Genomic DNA, 14301 nt, shown 5'->3' with positions numbered 1-14301 from the left:
CACCATGCGCCGTACGGTCCTGGTCGCGGCAGCGGCTGCTCTGCTCCTGCTCGCCGGATGCACGGGCAAGGACGGTGCGCACAAGGCCGCCGCCGAGACCCCGGAACAGGCCCTCGCGGCCGCGAAGAAGACGCTCGACGACACCAGCGGCGTCGACTTCACGCTCGAGTCGAAGGGCGTCGGCGCGTCCAGCAACGCTCTGCTCTCGGCCGACGGCGTGCTGACCCACCAACCGGCGTTCGACGGCAAGATCGTCGTGCAGCTCGCGGGCCTCAAGCCGGAGGTCCCGGTGGTCGCGGTCAACGGGAAGGTCTATGCCCAGCTGCCCTTGACGACCGGCTGGCAGGAGATCAACCCCGCGGACTACGGGGCGCCCGATCCGGCCGCGCTGATGTCGCCGAACGGTGGCCTCTCGTCCATGCTGACCGCGACCACGAACGTGAAGAAGGGCGACACGGTGCGTGGCGGCGTGGGCAACAAGGAGGTCCTCACCTCCTACGAGGGCACCCTGCCCGCGTCGGCGGCGAAGGTGATCCTGCCCCAGGTGACGGGGGACGTCGACGCGACATACACCCTCACCGACGACCACGAGCTGCGCCAGGCCGTGCTCACGGGCGACTTCTACGACACCGGGACAGATGAGACCTACACCGTGACGGTCGACCACTACGGCACCCAGAAGGACATCACGGCGCCGTGACGCGGGTCCGGGCCGAGACGCCCGCCGGGCGCGGCCTGCTGCCGCTCGCTGCGGTCGCGGTCGCCTTCGCAGCCGCAGACACCTACGTGGTCGTTGTCGCCCTGCCCGACATCATGCACGGCGTCGGCCTGTCGGTGGAGCAGCTGCAGAAGGGCGCTCCGATCGTCTCGGCCTTCCTGCTCGGGTACGTCGCGATGCTGCCGCTCATCGGCCGGATCGCCGACCTGCGCGGCCGGCCGCCGGTGCTCGTCGCCGGGCTCGTCGTCTTCGCCGTCGGCTCGCTCGTCACGGCACTCGCCTACGACCTGCCGATGATGGTGACGGGCCGGTTCCTCCAAGGGGTGGGCGGCGGGGCGCTCGTGCCGGCCACCCTGGCGCTGGTGGCCGATCTCTACCCGGTTCAGCGACGAGGCGTCCCCCTGGGCGTCGTCTCGGCCGTCCAGGAGCTCGGCTCGGTCCTCGGACCGCTCTTCGGCGCGGTCGTCCTCGCGATCACCGACTGGCGGGCGATCTTCGCCGTCAACCTGGTGGTCGGACTCGCACTCGCCACGGCGATCCACCGCACGGCGAACGGGCGCAGATGGTCGCGGCCAGGCCGTCGACCGGGCGCAGATGGTCGGGGGGCCGCAAACATCTGCGCCCGTTCGCCGTTCGACTGGGTCGGCATCGCCCTGCTCGCCCTGATGCTCGCGACGGGTGTCGTCTTGTGGGTCCGGCCGGCGAGCCTCGTCCGCGACCTCACCTGGGGTCAGCTCTGGATCCCCGTCGTCGGCACCTCGGACTGGATGACGCCCCTGGGGCTCACGACCATCGGCGCCGGTGTGCTGCTGGTGGTCAGGTGCCTGACGGCGCGGCGGCCGCTGGTCGACCTGCGGGGGTGGTACGCGAGCGCGCGAGAGGCCGACCTGACCGGCGCCGTGCTGCTGGCCATCGCCCTCGGGGGCATCGTGCTGGCGTTCGCGACAGCGGACCCGAAGGTGCAGGTCATGTCGGCTCAGGGCGGGTGGTACCTGCTGGCCGCCGGTGCGGCCGCCGCCGCGCTGGTGGTGCATCTGCGACATGCACGCGCCCCGCTCATCCCGCGCGGGGCGCTCTCGGCACGGGCGGCTTGGGGCTCGGTCGCCGTCTCCTTCTTCGTCGGCGCGGCCCTGGTGGCGGCGCTCATCGACGTCCCCCTCTTCGCGCGGTCCACCGTCTATCCCGACAGCCAGCTGCTCGCGGCTCTCGTGCTGGTGCGCTTCCTGGTCGCCCTGCCGGTCGGCGCCGTCGTCGGCGGGCTCCTCCTGCGTCGGCTGCCGGCCGGCGCCATCGCCGGACTGGGCATGGCGCTCGCGGCCGCCGGCTTCTGGTGGATGTCGACCTGGACGCCGCACAGCCTGGCCTCGTGGACCGCCACGGCCCCGCTGGTCATCGGTGGCCTCGGCTTCGGGCTGGCGCTGCCCCCGGTGAACGCGGCGGTGCTCGCCACCACCGCGGCCGAGGTCCACGGGCTCGCCGGTGCCCTGGTGGTCGTCTCGCGGATGGTCGGCATGCTGGTCGGCCTCGCCGGGCTGACGACGCTCGGGCTGCGCCGCTACTACGCACACCAGGCCGACCTCCCTGCCGTCAAGGACGTGTGCGGGGGCGCCAGCCGCTGCGACGCGTTCACCGATCTGATCAAGGCCGCGGGCATCGCGCAGGAGCACACGGTGTTCGCCGGCGCCGGCGTCGCCGCACTCGTCGCCGCGGCCCTGGCGCTCCTGCTGCTGCGCGCCGCCCCGACGCAGGGGGTGGGCGCCGCGTCGGCGCTGCAGACCCTCGGCTAGATTGCGGAGTCATGGGTGACTTCGACGACCTCCTGTCCGCCAACGCCGACTACGCCGCCGACTTCGGGCTCCAGGGCTTCGACGGAGTGGCTCATGCCGGGGTCGCGATCGTCACGTGCATGGACAGCCGCATCGACCCGCTGCGCATGCTCGGCCTGAAGCCGGGCGACGCGAAGATCTTCCGCAACCCGGGCGGCCGGGTGACGCCGCAGGCGCTCGAGGCGCTCGTGCTCGGCGTGCACCTGCTGAACGTCGACCGCGTGCTGGTCATCCCGCACACCCGCTGTGCCGTCGCCAGCAACTCCGAGGCCGAGCTTCGGCGTCGCGTCTCGGAGTCCGCCGGCGTCGACGCCTCCTGGCAGCCGTTCCACGTCATCGACGACCAGGTCCGGGCGCTGGCCGAGGATGTCGCCAAGGTCCGCTCCCACCCGTTGGTGCCGGACACCGTCAAGGTCGGCGGGTTCATCTACGACGTCGACAGCGGCCGGATCGAGCAGAAGGTCTGAGGCGAGGCGGATCTTCCCCCATTGCGGGTGATCCGCTCCCCCGGCACGTCCTCCTAGCGTCAGAGGCGTCAGCCGTCGTGTGACGACGGCGACGCACACGACGAAGACGGAGGTCGAGATGACGAGCACCGCTCAACGGCGTGGTGACAGCGCGGACAGGTCGCTGTGGGCGTCCGCGACGATCCTGTTCGGCGCGTCGGTGATGGGCATCGTCGGCGTCCTGGAGGTGCTGGAGGGCATCTCGGCGGTGTCCTCGGACAAGGTCTACGTCCGAGGCCTGAACTACACCTACGCGATCGACGTGACGGCTTGGGGCTGGATCCACATCGTCCTGGGCGCGGTGGCCGTGCTCATCTCCGTCGGCCTCTTCCTGGAGTGGCCGTGGGCGCGATGGGCGGGCATCGTCGTCGCGGTGCTCGGCGCGGTCGCGAACTTCGCCTTCGTCCCCTACTACCCCGTGTGGTCCCTGCTCGTCATCGCCTTCTACGGGCTGGTGATCTGGGCGCTGTGCTACCGCATCAAGGGGTGGGGCTGACCATCAGCTGACGACGCTCGAGGCGACGGCTCACCCGGGGAGGGACCGTGGCGGACATCTATCACTGGCGACGACACCACCCGACGCCGCGCGGCGACGGGCTCCCGAAGCACGCGACGTTGCGGGCCATGGTCGGGGGCGTGACGGCGATCGTCCTGCTCACGGCCCTGCTCGCCGGAATCATCGGTGCCGTGGTGTACGCAGTCGTCTTCGGCCTGCTCAAGCTCGTCGGGCACTGAGGCCGCGCGCAGCGTCGAGCGCAGGTCGCTCCTGACCTTCTCAGGGGAGACTCAGGGCTTTATCCCATAGCCACCGGGACGGCGGGCGGTCCAGAGTGGTCGGGTGACCGACCAGCCTGCTCCGGGCCCCGCCGTCGCGGCCCGCACCGTCGACCTGCACAAGACCTACGGCTCGGGCGACTCCGAGGTGCGGGCCCTGGACGGCGTCACCCTCGATCTGTACGCCGGCCAGTTCACGGCCGTCATGGGACCATCGGGCTCCGGCAAGTCGACGCTGATGCACTGCCTGGCCGCCCTTGACGCACCGACCTCCGGCGAGGCGATCGTCGACGGCGTGGTCCTGAGCACCCTGAAGGACACCCAGCTCACGACCCTGCGCCGCGAGCGGATCGGCTTCGTGTTCCAGGCGTTCAACCTCATCCCCACCCTGACCGCGCGGGAGAACATCCTGCTCCCCCTGTCCCTCGCCGGACGCAAGCCGGACCCGTCGTGGTTCGACCAGGTCATCGACGCTGTCGGGCTGCGCGACCGGCTCGGTCACCGGCCGAGCCAGCTCTCCGGCGGCCAACAGCAGCGCGTCGCGTGTGCCCGCGCGCTGGTCAGCCAGCCGCGGATCGTGTTCGCCGACGAGCCGACCGGCAACCTGGACAGCACCTCCTCGGGGGAGGTGCTGGGCTTCCTGCGGCGCACCGTCGACGAGTTCGGGCAGACGGTCGTCATGGTGACCCACGACGCCGTGGCGGCGTCGTACTGCGACAGGGTCGTCTTCCTCGCCGACGGCCGGGTCGTCGACGAGCTGACCGAGCCCGACCGCGACCAGGTGCTCGAGCACATGGCCGCGCTGCAGTCGGCCGCGATGAACCTGGTGGACTGACATGCTCAGGCTCACCCTGCGCAACCTCGTCGCCCGCAAGCTCCGGCTGCTCATGAGTGCCCTGGCCATCGTGCTCGGCGTCGCGTTCCTGGCGGGCGTCCTGATCTTCAGCCACGGGCTGAGCCACACCTTCGACAACATCATCGAGGGCTCGACGCCCGACGGCGTCGTCCGGCCCGTCGGCACGGACTCCTTCGGGCAGTCCTCGCCGTCGACGCTGACGGTCACGCCGGCCGATGTCGACCGGATCGCCGCCCTCACCCAGGTCGCGCGGGCGGACGGCACCATCGAGGGCGTCGGCCTGTTCGTCCTGGACCGGCACGGCAAGCTGATCGGCGGACAGGGGGCGCCGACCCTCTCGTTCAACCACGCCGGCTCCCCCAACATGCTCGGCGAGCAGATCCTCGAGCTGCGAGCGGGGCGCTGGCCCCAGAGCGCGGACGAGATCGTCCTCGACCACAGCGCTGCGGACCGCGGCGGCTACCACGTGGGCGACATGGTCACCGTGATCGCGCCGCACGGGGAGCCGCTGCAGCACCTGCACCTGGTCGGCATCGCCGACTTCAACGGCGGGGGCACGGCCGGCGCGGTCCTCGTCGTCTTCGACACCGCGGGCGCCCAGCAGATGTTCCTCGATGGCCGCGACGCCTTCACCTCCGTCAACCTGACCGCCGCCGACGGGGTCAGCCAGGCCCAGCTCGCCGCAGCCGTCGACAAGGTGGTGCCCAGCGGGTTCACCGCCGTCACGGGTGACAAGGTCGTCCACGAGTCGAAGGACGCGGTCGGCCAGTTCCTCGGCATCATCTCGACGTTCCTGCTCGTCTTCGCGATCATCGCCGTCATCGTCGGCGGCTTCATCATCGTCAACACCTTCTCGATCCTCGTCGCCCAACGCACGCGGGAGCTCGCCCTCGTTCGAGCACTCGGCGCCTCCCGCCGCCAGGTCACGGGCTCGGTGCTGCTCGAGGCCCTCGTGACGGGCGTCGTGGCGACCACCCTCGGCATCGCGCTGGGCTGGGGACTCGCCCGGGCCCTCGCCGCGCTGTTCCGCACCTTCGGCCTCGACATCGCCGGTGGGGCGCTGACGTTGACTCCTCGGACGATCGTGCTCAGCTACGTCATCGGGGTGCTCGTCACGCTCGTCGCGGCGTACCTCCCGGCGCGACGGGCCGCGAAGGTGCCGCCGGTGGCCGCCATGCGTGACGACCTCGTCCCGCGCGAGCGCCCCCTGCGCCGCCGTACCCTCATCGGCGCCGCTGTGCTCCTCCTCGGCGCCGCGATCGCGACGGCCGGGCTGTTCCACCCTCCGGGCAACGACGCGGCCTGGGTCGGCGCAGGCGCAGTGATCTGGATCCTCACCGTGGCCGCGATCAGCGCGGCGCTCGGTCGCCCGGTGCTCGCCCTGTGCCGCAGCGTCTTCCACCGGGTGTTCGGGACACCCGGGCAGCTGGCCGGCGAGAACGCGCTGCGCGACCCTCGCCGCACCGGCGCGACGGCGTCCGCGCTCATGATCGGCCTTGCGCTGGTGTCGCTCATCGGCGTGCTCGCCGCGTCGCTCAACAGCTCCCTCGACGACCTCGTCAACAAGCAGTTCAGCGCCGACTTCCTCGTGCAGAGCGCCGCGTACACACCCTTCCCCACCCAGGTGGGAGACGAGCTGGCGAAGGTGCCCGGCGTCGGCACGCTGGCCCGCCAGCAGTTGGCGGCCGCGCGGCTCGGCGGGCTGAAGGGTGACTCGACCATGATCATGGCCAACGACGAGCATCTCACCCGCATCTACGACCTCGGCCTGGACTCCGGCCGCACGTCGCTGCACGGCGACGAGGCGTTCGTGACCAAGGACATCGCGAAGAAGCACCAGTGGCGGGTCGGCAGCACCCTCACCCTCGCCTTCCCCGGCGGCGCGACGCTGCAGCCGCGCGTGGTCGGCATCATCGAGCCGAACGTCGTGACCGGCCAGATCAACATCGGCCTTGACCAGCTCGAGGCGGCAGGCGTCCAGCGGCAGGACTCCTCGATCAGCATCAAGCTGGCGCCCGGGGCCGACGCGACGACGGTCCACCGCGCGCTCGACAAGGTCGTGGCGCCCCTGCCGATCGTCAGCGTGCAGGACAAGCAGGAGTTCGGCGACTCCGTCCGCGGCCAGGTGAACCAGTTGCTCTACATGATCTACGGCCTGCTCGCCCTCGCCATCGTCATCGCCGTGATCGGCATCGTCAACACGCTCGGACTGAGCGTGCTGGAGCGCACACGCGAGCTGGGGCTCCTTCGCGCGATCGGGCTCACCCGTCGGCAGCTGCGCGGGATGGTCACGCTGGAGTCGGTCGCGATCGCTCTGCTCGGTGCGGTGCTCGGCCTGGTCATCGGCGTCGGCTTCGGCATCCTCCTGCGCCAAGTGCTGGCCGAGAACCTCACGAGCCTCGGCCTTCCCCTGGGCCAGTTGGTGGCGTTCCTCGCGATCTCGGTCGTCGTGGGGGTGCTCGCCGCGATCGTGCCGGCGATCCGCGCGGGCCGCCTCGACGTGCTGCGCGCGATCGCCAGCGAGTGACTCAGCGACTGAGGCAGCGGTGACGCATCGGCCGCGGTTCGTCACCGACCGTCAGCCTGTTGCACCTTCACGGTCCGCGTCCGGCTGTCCAGGTCGCTGTTCACGACGAAGGCCACGGTGCCGGCGTCGCGGACCTGGTCCCTGGCCACGGCCCGTCGCCGGGACAGCGGGACCGTGGCCGACACGGCCCGCAGCGCCGTTGACTGGTGAGCGACCCAGTCGCGCAGCTGTCGGATGGCGCGCTTGCTCAGGCGGGTGCGATGCGGGGAGACCACGACGAGCTGGACCGCGAGCGCGGCGGTGGCGCACTTCTCGCACGAGGCGTTCGTCGCGAGGGCTCGGTTCTGCGCCCGGATCTGCCGACCGCCGAGGAGCACCACCACCTGGACCGAGACCGCGGTGCCACCGCAGGTGACGCACTGGCTCCACGCCACGGCGGCGTTGTCCACGGTCACCCTCGTGGCATGTCCGACGTAGAGGATCTGCAACGTCGTCGCTTCCCCCCGGCAGCCGTCGCAGGTCGCCGAGGCCAGGGCCGTGGCGTGAGCGCGCACCGTCCGCCTGGTCGTCGAGGAGATCTGGGTCGCGTGATCGGCGTCATGCGGCAAAGCGGCGCTGGGCTGGGCTGACGCGGTCAGGTCCAGACGAGGCGAGGACTGATCCGGCCTCGGTCCTGACGCGCCGGCCGGGCCGAGCAGCAGGAGGAGCGCACCGGCGACGGCCACCGACGCCTTGAGGGTGCCGTTCATCGACGCAGCTCCTGCTCCCGGAAGATGTCGGCCACCGCGGCCGCCACCTGGACGATGCCGTCTCGGGTCTGCCGTCTGAGGCTGGCCATGCTGGTCTGCGCACCGGTCGCCAGCGCGGGGTCCCACGGCACCGTGAGCACCTGCTGACAACGTCGTTCGAAGTGGGCGCGCATCTTCTCGGGCGTGCGGTCGTGGGGGCGACGCACGCCGTTGATGACGACGACCGCGCGCTCGACCAGGGATTCGAAGCCGTGCTCGTCGAGCCAGTCGAGGGTCAGGGCGGCCGCCCGCCCACCGTCGAGGCCTGGTCCGAGGACCAGCACGAGCTGATCGGCCTCCTCCAACAGGCCCTGGTTCGCGCTGTCGAGGATGCCGGTGCCGGTGTCGAGGAGGATGAGGTTGTAGAAACGGTCCAGGAGCGTGATGAGGGAGTGGTACTCATCTCGGCCGAGGGCCTGACCGATCCGGGGGTCGTCGTCGGAGGCCAGGACCTCGAGGCGCGACTCGAGGGCCTGGGAGGTGAAGTCCCGCAGGACCGCATAGCTGGTGACCCGGTCGACGTCTCGCAGCAGGTCGGTGATCTTGCTGGCGTGTGGCGGCGCGAGCCGGTGGGCCAGGTTGCCGGCGTCCGGGTTCGCATCGACGGCGACGACCCGGTCGCCACGGAGCATGGCGAAGACGCTGCCGAGTGCGAGCGTCATCGTGGTCTTGCCGACACCGCCCTTGCGGCTCATCACCACGACACGGCGAGACCCGGCGATGGGCGTCCGGAGACGGCTCTCGAGCTCGGCTCGCCGGCGCTCGGCCGGGCCGAGACCCGGGTTCACCGTGTGTCCGCTCGCTTCGTAGACGGCCTTGCGCCACCCGGCCCCCGGCGCCGGCGCGCGAGGGGCGAGCATCTCGTCGTCGGTGAAGTCTGCCGCGGACGGTGCGCGGCGTGTCGGCACAGCGGCCACCGCCGCCGCCACGTCCGGAGGGATCTGGTCGTCGTCGGGCATGATCGCCGCCTCCACTGCCGACTTGCGCGCGTTGACGCGGCGTACAGCGGCCCTCGCCAGACGCCCGAGCGAGGTGGCCATCCGCCAGGCCACGATCGCCACCCCCAGGAGCGGGAGGAGGATGAAGAAGACCGAGATCGTCGCGAGCGCCATCGTGGCGACGTCGCGCTCCGACCAGGCGACCGCGAACGCGTCCTGTTGCGCGGCGATCCCGATGCGCGCCGAGGAGATCAGGTCGGGCAAGGTCGCGATGAGCCAGCCGAAGAGGAGCGCCAGGAGCGGGACCACGACCACGACCCACGCCGTGATCACGCGACGTGCGGCCGGCTTGAGCTCGAGCACCCGTGGGTCCGGCGGCTCTCCCGGCCGCAGGCTGCGCAGCACCGGCCCGACGCGCGAGAACAGGTCCGGCACGCCGGCGAGGTCCGCGAGCACGTAATAGCCGTCGAACCGGACGATCGGGATGAGCTGCTGGACCATCTGGACCTGCACGAGCAGCCCTGCGAGGAGCAGGAGGCTCGAGCCGGTCCCGAGGTAGGTCAGACCCATCGCGACGACGCACCAGGCGTGGAAGTAGAGCCCGCCGAGGTCCGTGCGCACGCGACCGGCGCGATCGAGCCGATAGGAGTCGGTCACGTCGGTGTAGAAGGCCGGAAAGACAAGATAGAGCCCGACGCCGATCGCGCCCGGGCGCGCGCCGCCGTACCGACAGGCGGTCGCATGCCCGAGCTCGTGGACCAGGCCGGACGCGACAACGACGGCATAGACCACGATGGCGAAGGTCGGGTGCAGGAAGAGGTCGAGGACGGCGGCGGAGAAGTCGGCCCGGCGGGCGATCACCACGTCGAGCACGACCAGGGCGAGCAGCCCGATCGCCACGACCGGAGGCCAGTACGCCGGTCGCAGCCACCCTGCCACGCGGCGGGTCCAGGTCGGCGGCAGGAGCGTGCCCTTGACGCTCAGCGCCAGGAGCGGGTTCGCCCGCGGTGCCCGCACGTCCGCCGGCTCAGCGTCGACCGGCTCGACGAGCCCCAGCGGCTGGAGCCGCGTCTCTGCGAGGTAGTTCAGTCCGGCAGCCGTCAGCACCCGCCCGTCGGCGGCGCTGACGAGCTCGGCGACCTCGGTCGAGGAGCGGAACGGCTCGATGTAGATCAGCGCGAGGTAGAGCAGCTCGCTCAGCTGGACCATCTGGTCGTCCCACCGGCGGACCAGATAGGAGGGCGCGCGCAGCCCGGAGCTCTGGAGGGGACCGAGCACCTCGGTGTGCGGCGTCCGGCGCCAACGCGGCGGCGCCTGTGGCATCTGCCGGATCGTCTCGATGCCGGCGAGATCGTGATGGGTGGCCTGGTTCATCGTGGCCTCGCTCTGGTTGCTCTGGTGTGCTCTGGTGTGCTCTGGATGCTGGGTGTGACGGCGGGCGCGCCAGAGCCGCACGTCCGCCGCCACGCTGGGGACCTGCCGCTAGTGCAGGTGGGCCGCGATGTACTGCATCGCGAAGGCGTTGGCCTGCGAGTTGATGGTCGCCGCGTTGACTGCGATCGCGACGTTGACCCCCACGACGTTCGTGACGTTGACGCACCCGACGTAGCAGAGGGTGTCGCGGTCGGGCAGGACCTCACCGTGCTCCCGGGCGAGATCGTCGAGCTCGAGGACCGAGCGTGCTGGCATGTCGGTTCACCCCCTCTCCGGGGTCGATGCCGTGCTGGTGTGGCCGCCCCGGGACGGCGCCACGGGGAGGCCACACCCGGGGGAGATCAGCTCTGGCTGACGGAGACGCTCTGGAGAGCGTTGCTCGCCGCGATCGAGTGGAACGACGCTACGTTGAGCGCGGTCGAGGAGTTGGACGCCAAGACGGTTGCCCAGTTGTTCTTGCCGAAGAAGGTCAGGGTGTCTCGTGCCGGAAGCAGCTCGACGTGCTCGCTGTCGAGCTCCGAGAAGGTCAGCTCCTTGCGCATGGTGGTCACCTCCTCTCGTTGCGCCGCGTAGGTGTGGAGATGTGCGAGCACATCGAACCGAGCCCAGCGTGACCGTTCCGTGACTTGCCCCGTGTCACGCAAGCGCACCCCGCGCGTCAGCGCGGACGCCACCTCTTCCACAGTGCCGTTCCCTCGGCGCGCAGCTTGTCGTCCCACTCCAGCCGGACATGGCACGTCATCTCGTCCTCGCTGGCGGCCGTGACCTCCGCGAGCAGTGAGACCGCCTCGGTCAGCGGGGCGGGCCGCCGATAGCGCACGTCCAGGCCGGCCGTCACGTAGGGCAGCAGGGCGTCCCCGAGTGGCGGCCAGCCATGGGCGTGCGCCACCTGCACGACGGCTGCGGCGCTGTGGCAGTCGAGCAGCGTCGCGATGATCCCGCCGTTGAGGTAGCCGAGTCCGTTGTCGTGCTGCGGCCACGGCATGAAGGTCGCCCTGGCGCCCCACTCGCCGTCCACGACGCTCTTCAGCTGCAGGCCGTCCGCGTTCGCCGGGCCGCAGCCGAAGCAGGTCAGCTCAGGCAGCCAGGTGTCCTGGATGGACGTCGTCTCGGTCTGGGCCATCTGTCTCACTCCCCCAACAGCTCGCGCAGGTCCTGGTCGACATGCGCCCCTGCCAGCTCACCGGCCCGGCGGGCGTCGGCCAGAGCCTCGAGCGTCGGCAGCTGCGTCAGCCGGTCCACGAGCGCGTCGGTGGCCGCCGCCGGGTCGCCCTCCAGTGGCACGTCGAGCAGGAGGGCGCAGTCGACGGCGCCGCCATCTGGCTCCGGACCGAGCGAGCCAGCCCACGCGCCGACCTCGAAGCGCAGGGCGGCCGACGGAGAAGGGCCGTCGGAGCGGAGGTCGACGTACCACGTCAGCTCGTCCGCCGGCAGGCGCCAGTGGCCCTTGCGCAGTGCGACCTTGCGCGCCTTGAACGCCTTCGCGACCGCCGCGCGCCGCACCTTCTGATCCACCCGTGCGACTCTAGTGGGTCAGAAGTCGGCGCTCAGAAGTCGAGGTCCTCCTCGGAGAGGTTGCCTCCGCCCGCCACGATGAACTCCTTGCGCGGCGCCACGTCGGAGCCCATCAGCAGCTCGAAGATCCCCGACGCCCCCTCGGCGTCGTCGACCGTGAGCCGCCGCAAGGTCCGGTGCCGCGGATCCATGGTCGTCTCTGCGAGCTGGTCGGCATCCATCTCGCCGAGGCCCTTGTAGCGCTGGACCGGGTCCTTCCAGCTCACGTTCTTCTTGCGCAGCTCCGCGAGCTTGCGCTGCAGCTCGTCATCGGAGTAGGTGTAGACGTACCTGTCCATCCCCTTCTTCGGGTTGGAGAGCTCGATGCGGTGCAGCGGTGGCACCGCGGAGTAGACGCGACCCGCCGCCACGAGATCCGGCATGTACTTGAAGAACAGGGTCGCGAGGAGCGTGCGGATGTGGGCGCCGTCGGAGTCGGCGTCCGCCATGAAGATGATCTTGCCGTAGCGCGCCGCGTCGAGGTCGAACGTGCGTCCCGACCCCGCTCCGACGACCTGGATGATCGAGGCGCACTCGGTGTTCTTGAGCATGTCGGCGACCGACGCCTTCTGCACGTTGAGGATCTTGCCCCGGATGGGCAGCAGCGCCTGGAACTCGCTGTTGCGCGCCAGCTTCGCGGTGCCCAGGGCCGAGTCGCCCTCGACGATGAAGAGCTCGGTGCGCTCGTTGTCGGCTGCCCGGCAGTCGGCGAGCTTGGCGGGGAGCGCCGAGGACTCCAGGGCGTTCTTCCGCCGCTGCGTCTCCTTGTGCTGGCGGGCCGCGATGCGGGTCTTGGAGGCACCGAGCACCTTCTCCATGACCAGCCGCGCCTGCTGCTTCTCCTTGGCCTTCGTCGAGGTGAGGAAGCTCTTCAGCTCCGCGGAGACGACCTTGCGCACGACGGTCCGCGCGGCCGGCGTGCCCAGGATCTCCTTCGTCTGGCCCTCGAACTGCGGCTCGGCCAGCCGCACCGTCACCACGGCCGTCATGCCCTCGAGGACGTCGTCCTTGATGACGTCGGCGTCGTTGACCTTGAGGACCTTGGCGGCCTTCATCGCATCGTTGAACGTGCGGGTCACCGCCTGCTCGAACCCACTGAGGTGGGTGCCGCCCTTGGGGGTGGCGATGACGTTGACGAAGGAGCGAAGCTCGGTCTCGTAGCCCACGCCCCACCGCACCGCGACGTCGACGGTCAGCTCCCGCTCGACGTCCTGCGGCGTCATGTGGCCCAGGTCGTCGAGCATCGGCACCGTCTCGGTGAAGGTGTCCGCGCCCCGCAGGCGCAGCACGTCGGTCACCGGCTCGTCGTGGGAGAGGAACTCGGCGAACTCGGCGATGCCACCGTCGTGCCGGAACTTCTCCTCCACCGGGTCCGGCCCGCGCAGATCCCGGATGATCAGCTCGAGCCCCGGCACGATGAAGGAGGTCTGCCGCGCACGGCCGATCAGCTCGTCGTAGACGAACTTCGCATCCTTCGTGAAGATCTGGCGGTCGGGCCAGAACCGGATGAGGGTGCCGGAGCTGCCCTTCACCACGCGGCGGCCCTTGCGGGTCAGCCCGCTCTGCGGCGTGAACGTCGCCGTCGGCCCGTCGCCTTCGAAGACGCCCGGCACGCCGCGCTGGAAGCTGAGCCCCTGCCGGGCCGGCGAGCGGTCGACGTCGATGTCCATGCGCGAGGACAGCGCGTTGACGACCGAGAGGCCGACGCCGTGCAGACCACCGGTGGCGGCGTACGACGACCCGCCGAACTTGCCGCCCGCATGGAGCTTGGTCGCCACGACCTCGACGCCGGGCAGCCCCGTCTTGGGCTCCTTGTCGGTGGGAATGCCGCGGCCGTCGTCGTAGACCTCCACCGAGCCGTCGGGGTGCAGGGTCACCTCGACGCGATGGGCGTGGCCGGCCAGCGCCTCGTCGACGCCGTTGTCGATGATCTCCCAGACGCAGTGCATGAGCCCGCGTGTGTCGGTGGACCCGATGTACATGCCGGGACGCTTGCGGACGGCCTCCAGCCCCTCCAGGACGAGGAGGTGGGCGGCGTTGTACGTGCTGTCGATCGTGCTGCTCCTAGCCGGACGAGGCGTCGGGGTGGTGGCGGAGTCGGAAACGGATAGGAGGAAATCTACCTGCGACACGCCGCTCGTGCGTGCAGGGACGCGCGTGGAGGGGAGGCTTACGGTGAGCGGGACGAGAGCGGCGGACGTCACGATGCGGACACGATCGGGCCAGGTTGGCCGAAATCGTCTCGGATCGCTCGGGCGGTCGTCAGACTGGGTACACGGACTGTGGTGTTTCGGGACACGGAACGTGTGAGGAGCACCACGCAGGACCATGGTTGGATTGAGGTGGCGGGCACCACAGTTCCTGGGGAATCTCGCACCCC

At 70.7% G+C, this 14301-nt stretch carries 14 protein-coding genes; 7 read left to right on the top strand and 7 right to left on the bottom strand.

All coding sequences use genetic code 11. From position 1 onward, the window contains the following. Window positions 1-4 precede the first annotated feature (4 nt). The 7 genes from ACYQ1K_RS06665 to ACYQ1K_RS06635 all read left to right on the top strand — a co-directional run bounded on the left by ACYQ1K_RS06665 (window position 5) and on the right by ACYQ1K_RS06635 (window position 7207). Window positions 5-700 (top strand): LppX_LprAFG lipoprotein, encoded by a 696-nt coding sequence (locus tag ACYQ1K_RS06665; RefSeq protein ID WP_459982045.1) that lies wholly within the window; start codon window positions 5-7, stop codon window positions 698-700. Further along, window positions 697-2505, top strand: a complete 1809-nt coding sequence (locus ACYQ1K_RS06660) for an MFS transporter (protein WP_459982044.1) — start codon at window positions 697-699, stop codon at window positions 2503-2505. The genes ACYQ1K_RS06665 and ACYQ1K_RS06660 overlap by 4 nt, the downstream gene beginning before the upstream one ends. Window positions 2506-2516: 11 nt before the next feature. Further along, the gene (locus tag ACYQ1K_RS06655; protein ID WP_459982043.1) at window positions 2517-3011 is read left to right on the top strand and encodes a beta-class carbonic anhydrase; all 495 of its coding nucleotides are present in this window, start codon (window positions 2517-2519) and stop codon (window positions 3009-3011) included. A 118-nt stretch (window positions 3012-3129) separates the two neighbouring features. Further along, a complete protein-coding gene (locus ACYQ1K_RS06650) occupies window positions 3130-3546 on the top strand; it encodes a DUF7144 family membrane protein (protein WP_459982042.1) in 417 nt (138 codons plus the stop codon). Window positions 3547-3593: 47 nt separating this feature from the next. Beyond that, window positions 3594-3785 (top strand): hypothetical protein, encoded by a 192-nt coding sequence (locus ACYQ1K_RS06645; RefSeq protein WP_459982041.1) that lies wholly within the window; start codon window positions 3594-3596, stop codon window positions 3783-3785. A 103-nt stretch (window positions 3786-3888) separates the two neighbouring features. Next, the gene (locus tag ACYQ1K_RS06640) at window positions 3889-4659 is read left to right on the top strand and encodes an ABC transporter ATP-binding protein (protein ID WP_459982040.1); all 771 of its coding nucleotides are present in this window, start codon (window positions 3889-3891) and stop codon (window positions 4657-4659) included. A gap of 1 nt (window position 4660) precedes the next feature. After that, window positions 4661-7207, top strand: a complete 2547-nt coding sequence (locus tag ACYQ1K_RS06635) for an ABC transporter permease (protein ID WP_459982039.1) — start codon at window positions 4661-4663, stop codon at window positions 7205-7207. A 41-nt stretch (window positions 7208-7248) separates the two neighbouring features. On the opposite strand, the gene ACYQ1K_RS06630 is transcribed toward ACYQ1K_RS06635, so the two are convergent. The 7 genes from ACYQ1K_RS06630 to ACYQ1K_RS06600 form a co-directional block, all read right to left on the bottom strand. Beyond that, the gene (locus ACYQ1K_RS06630; RefSeq protein ID WP_459982038.1) at window positions 7249-7956 is read right to left on the bottom strand and encodes a hypothetical protein; all 708 of its coding nucleotides are present in this window, start codon (window positions 7954-7956) and stop codon (window positions 7249-7251) included. Next, window positions 7953-10400 carry a nucleotide-binding protein gene (locus ACYQ1K_RS06625; protein WP_459982037.1) on the bottom strand — a complete coding sequence of 816 codons (2448 nt, stop codon included), beginning with the start codon at window positions 10398-10400 and terminating at the stop codon, window positions 7953-7955. The genes ACYQ1K_RS06630 and ACYQ1K_RS06625 overlap by 4 nt, the downstream gene beginning before the upstream one ends. A 15-nt stretch (window positions 10401-10415) precedes the next feature. Then, window positions 10416-10622, bottom strand: coding sequence for a hypothetical protein (locus ACYQ1K_RS06620; protein ID WP_459982036.1), 207 nt, complete (start codon window positions 10620-10622; stop codon window positions 10416-10418). 86 nt (window positions 10623-10708) lie between these two features. Further along, window positions 10709-10918 carry a hypothetical protein gene (locus ACYQ1K_RS06615; protein ID WP_459982035.1) on the bottom strand — a complete coding sequence of 70 codons (210 nt, stop codon included), beginning with the start codon at window positions 10916-10918 and terminating at the stop codon, window positions 10709-10711. A gap of 107 nt (window positions 10919-11025) precedes the next feature. Continuing rightward, window positions 11026-11490, bottom strand: coding sequence for a PaaI family thioesterase (locus tag ACYQ1K_RS06610; protein ID WP_459982034.1), 465 nt, complete (start codon window positions 11488-11490; stop codon window positions 11026-11028). A 5-nt stretch (window positions 11491-11495) separates the two neighbouring features. After that, complete coding sequence (locus tag ACYQ1K_RS06605) at window positions 11496-11882, bottom strand: hypothetical protein (protein ID WP_459982033.1); 387 nt, start codon at window positions 11880-11882, stop codon at window positions 11496-11498. Window positions 11883-11914: 32 nt separating this feature from the next. Then, window positions 11915-14053, bottom strand: a complete 2139-nt coding sequence (locus ACYQ1K_RS06600; RefSeq protein ID WP_459982032.1) for a DNA gyrase/topoisomerase IV subunit B — start codon at window positions 14051-14053, stop codon at window positions 11915-11917. Window positions 14054-14301: the final 248 nt, after the last annotated feature.

The sequence above is a fragment of the Nocardioides sp. AN3 genome (assembly GCF_054653495.1).
Note: the sequence above shows the minus strand (reverse complement) of the source record. Positions and strands in the feature narration are given on the sequence as shown.

Bases quoted from the DNA above. Each gene is read 5' to 3' on its own strand.
- ACYQ1K_RS06665 (WP_459982045.1), top strand. From the start codon at position 5: ATGCGCCGTACGGTCCTGGTCGCGGCAGCGGCTGCTCTGCTCCTGCTC.
- ACYQ1K_RS06655 (WP_459982043.1), top strand. From the start codon at position 2,517: ATGGGTGACTTCGACGACCTCCTGTCCGCCAACGCCGACTACGCCGCC.
- ACYQ1K_RS06650 (WP_459982042.1), top strand. From the start codon at position 3,130: ATGACGAGCACCGCTCAACGGCGTGGTGACAGCGCGGACAGGTCGCTG.
- ACYQ1K_RS06635 (WP_459982039.1), top strand. From the start codon at position 4,661: ATGCTCAGGCTCACCCTGCGCAACCTCGTCGCCCGCAAGCTCCGGCTG.
- ACYQ1K_RS06630 (WP_459982038.1), bottom strand. From the start codon at position 7,956: ATGAACGGCACCCTCAAGGCGTCGGTGGCCGTCGCCGGTGCGCTCCTC.
- ACYQ1K_RS06620 (WP_459982036.1), bottom strand. From the start codon at position 10,622: ATGCCAGCACGCTCGGTCCTCGAGCTCGACGATCTCGCCCGGGAGCAC.
- ACYQ1K_RS06610 (WP_459982034.1), bottom strand. From the start codon at position 11,490: ATGGCCCAGACCGAGACGACGTCCATCCAGGACACCTGGCTGCCTGAG.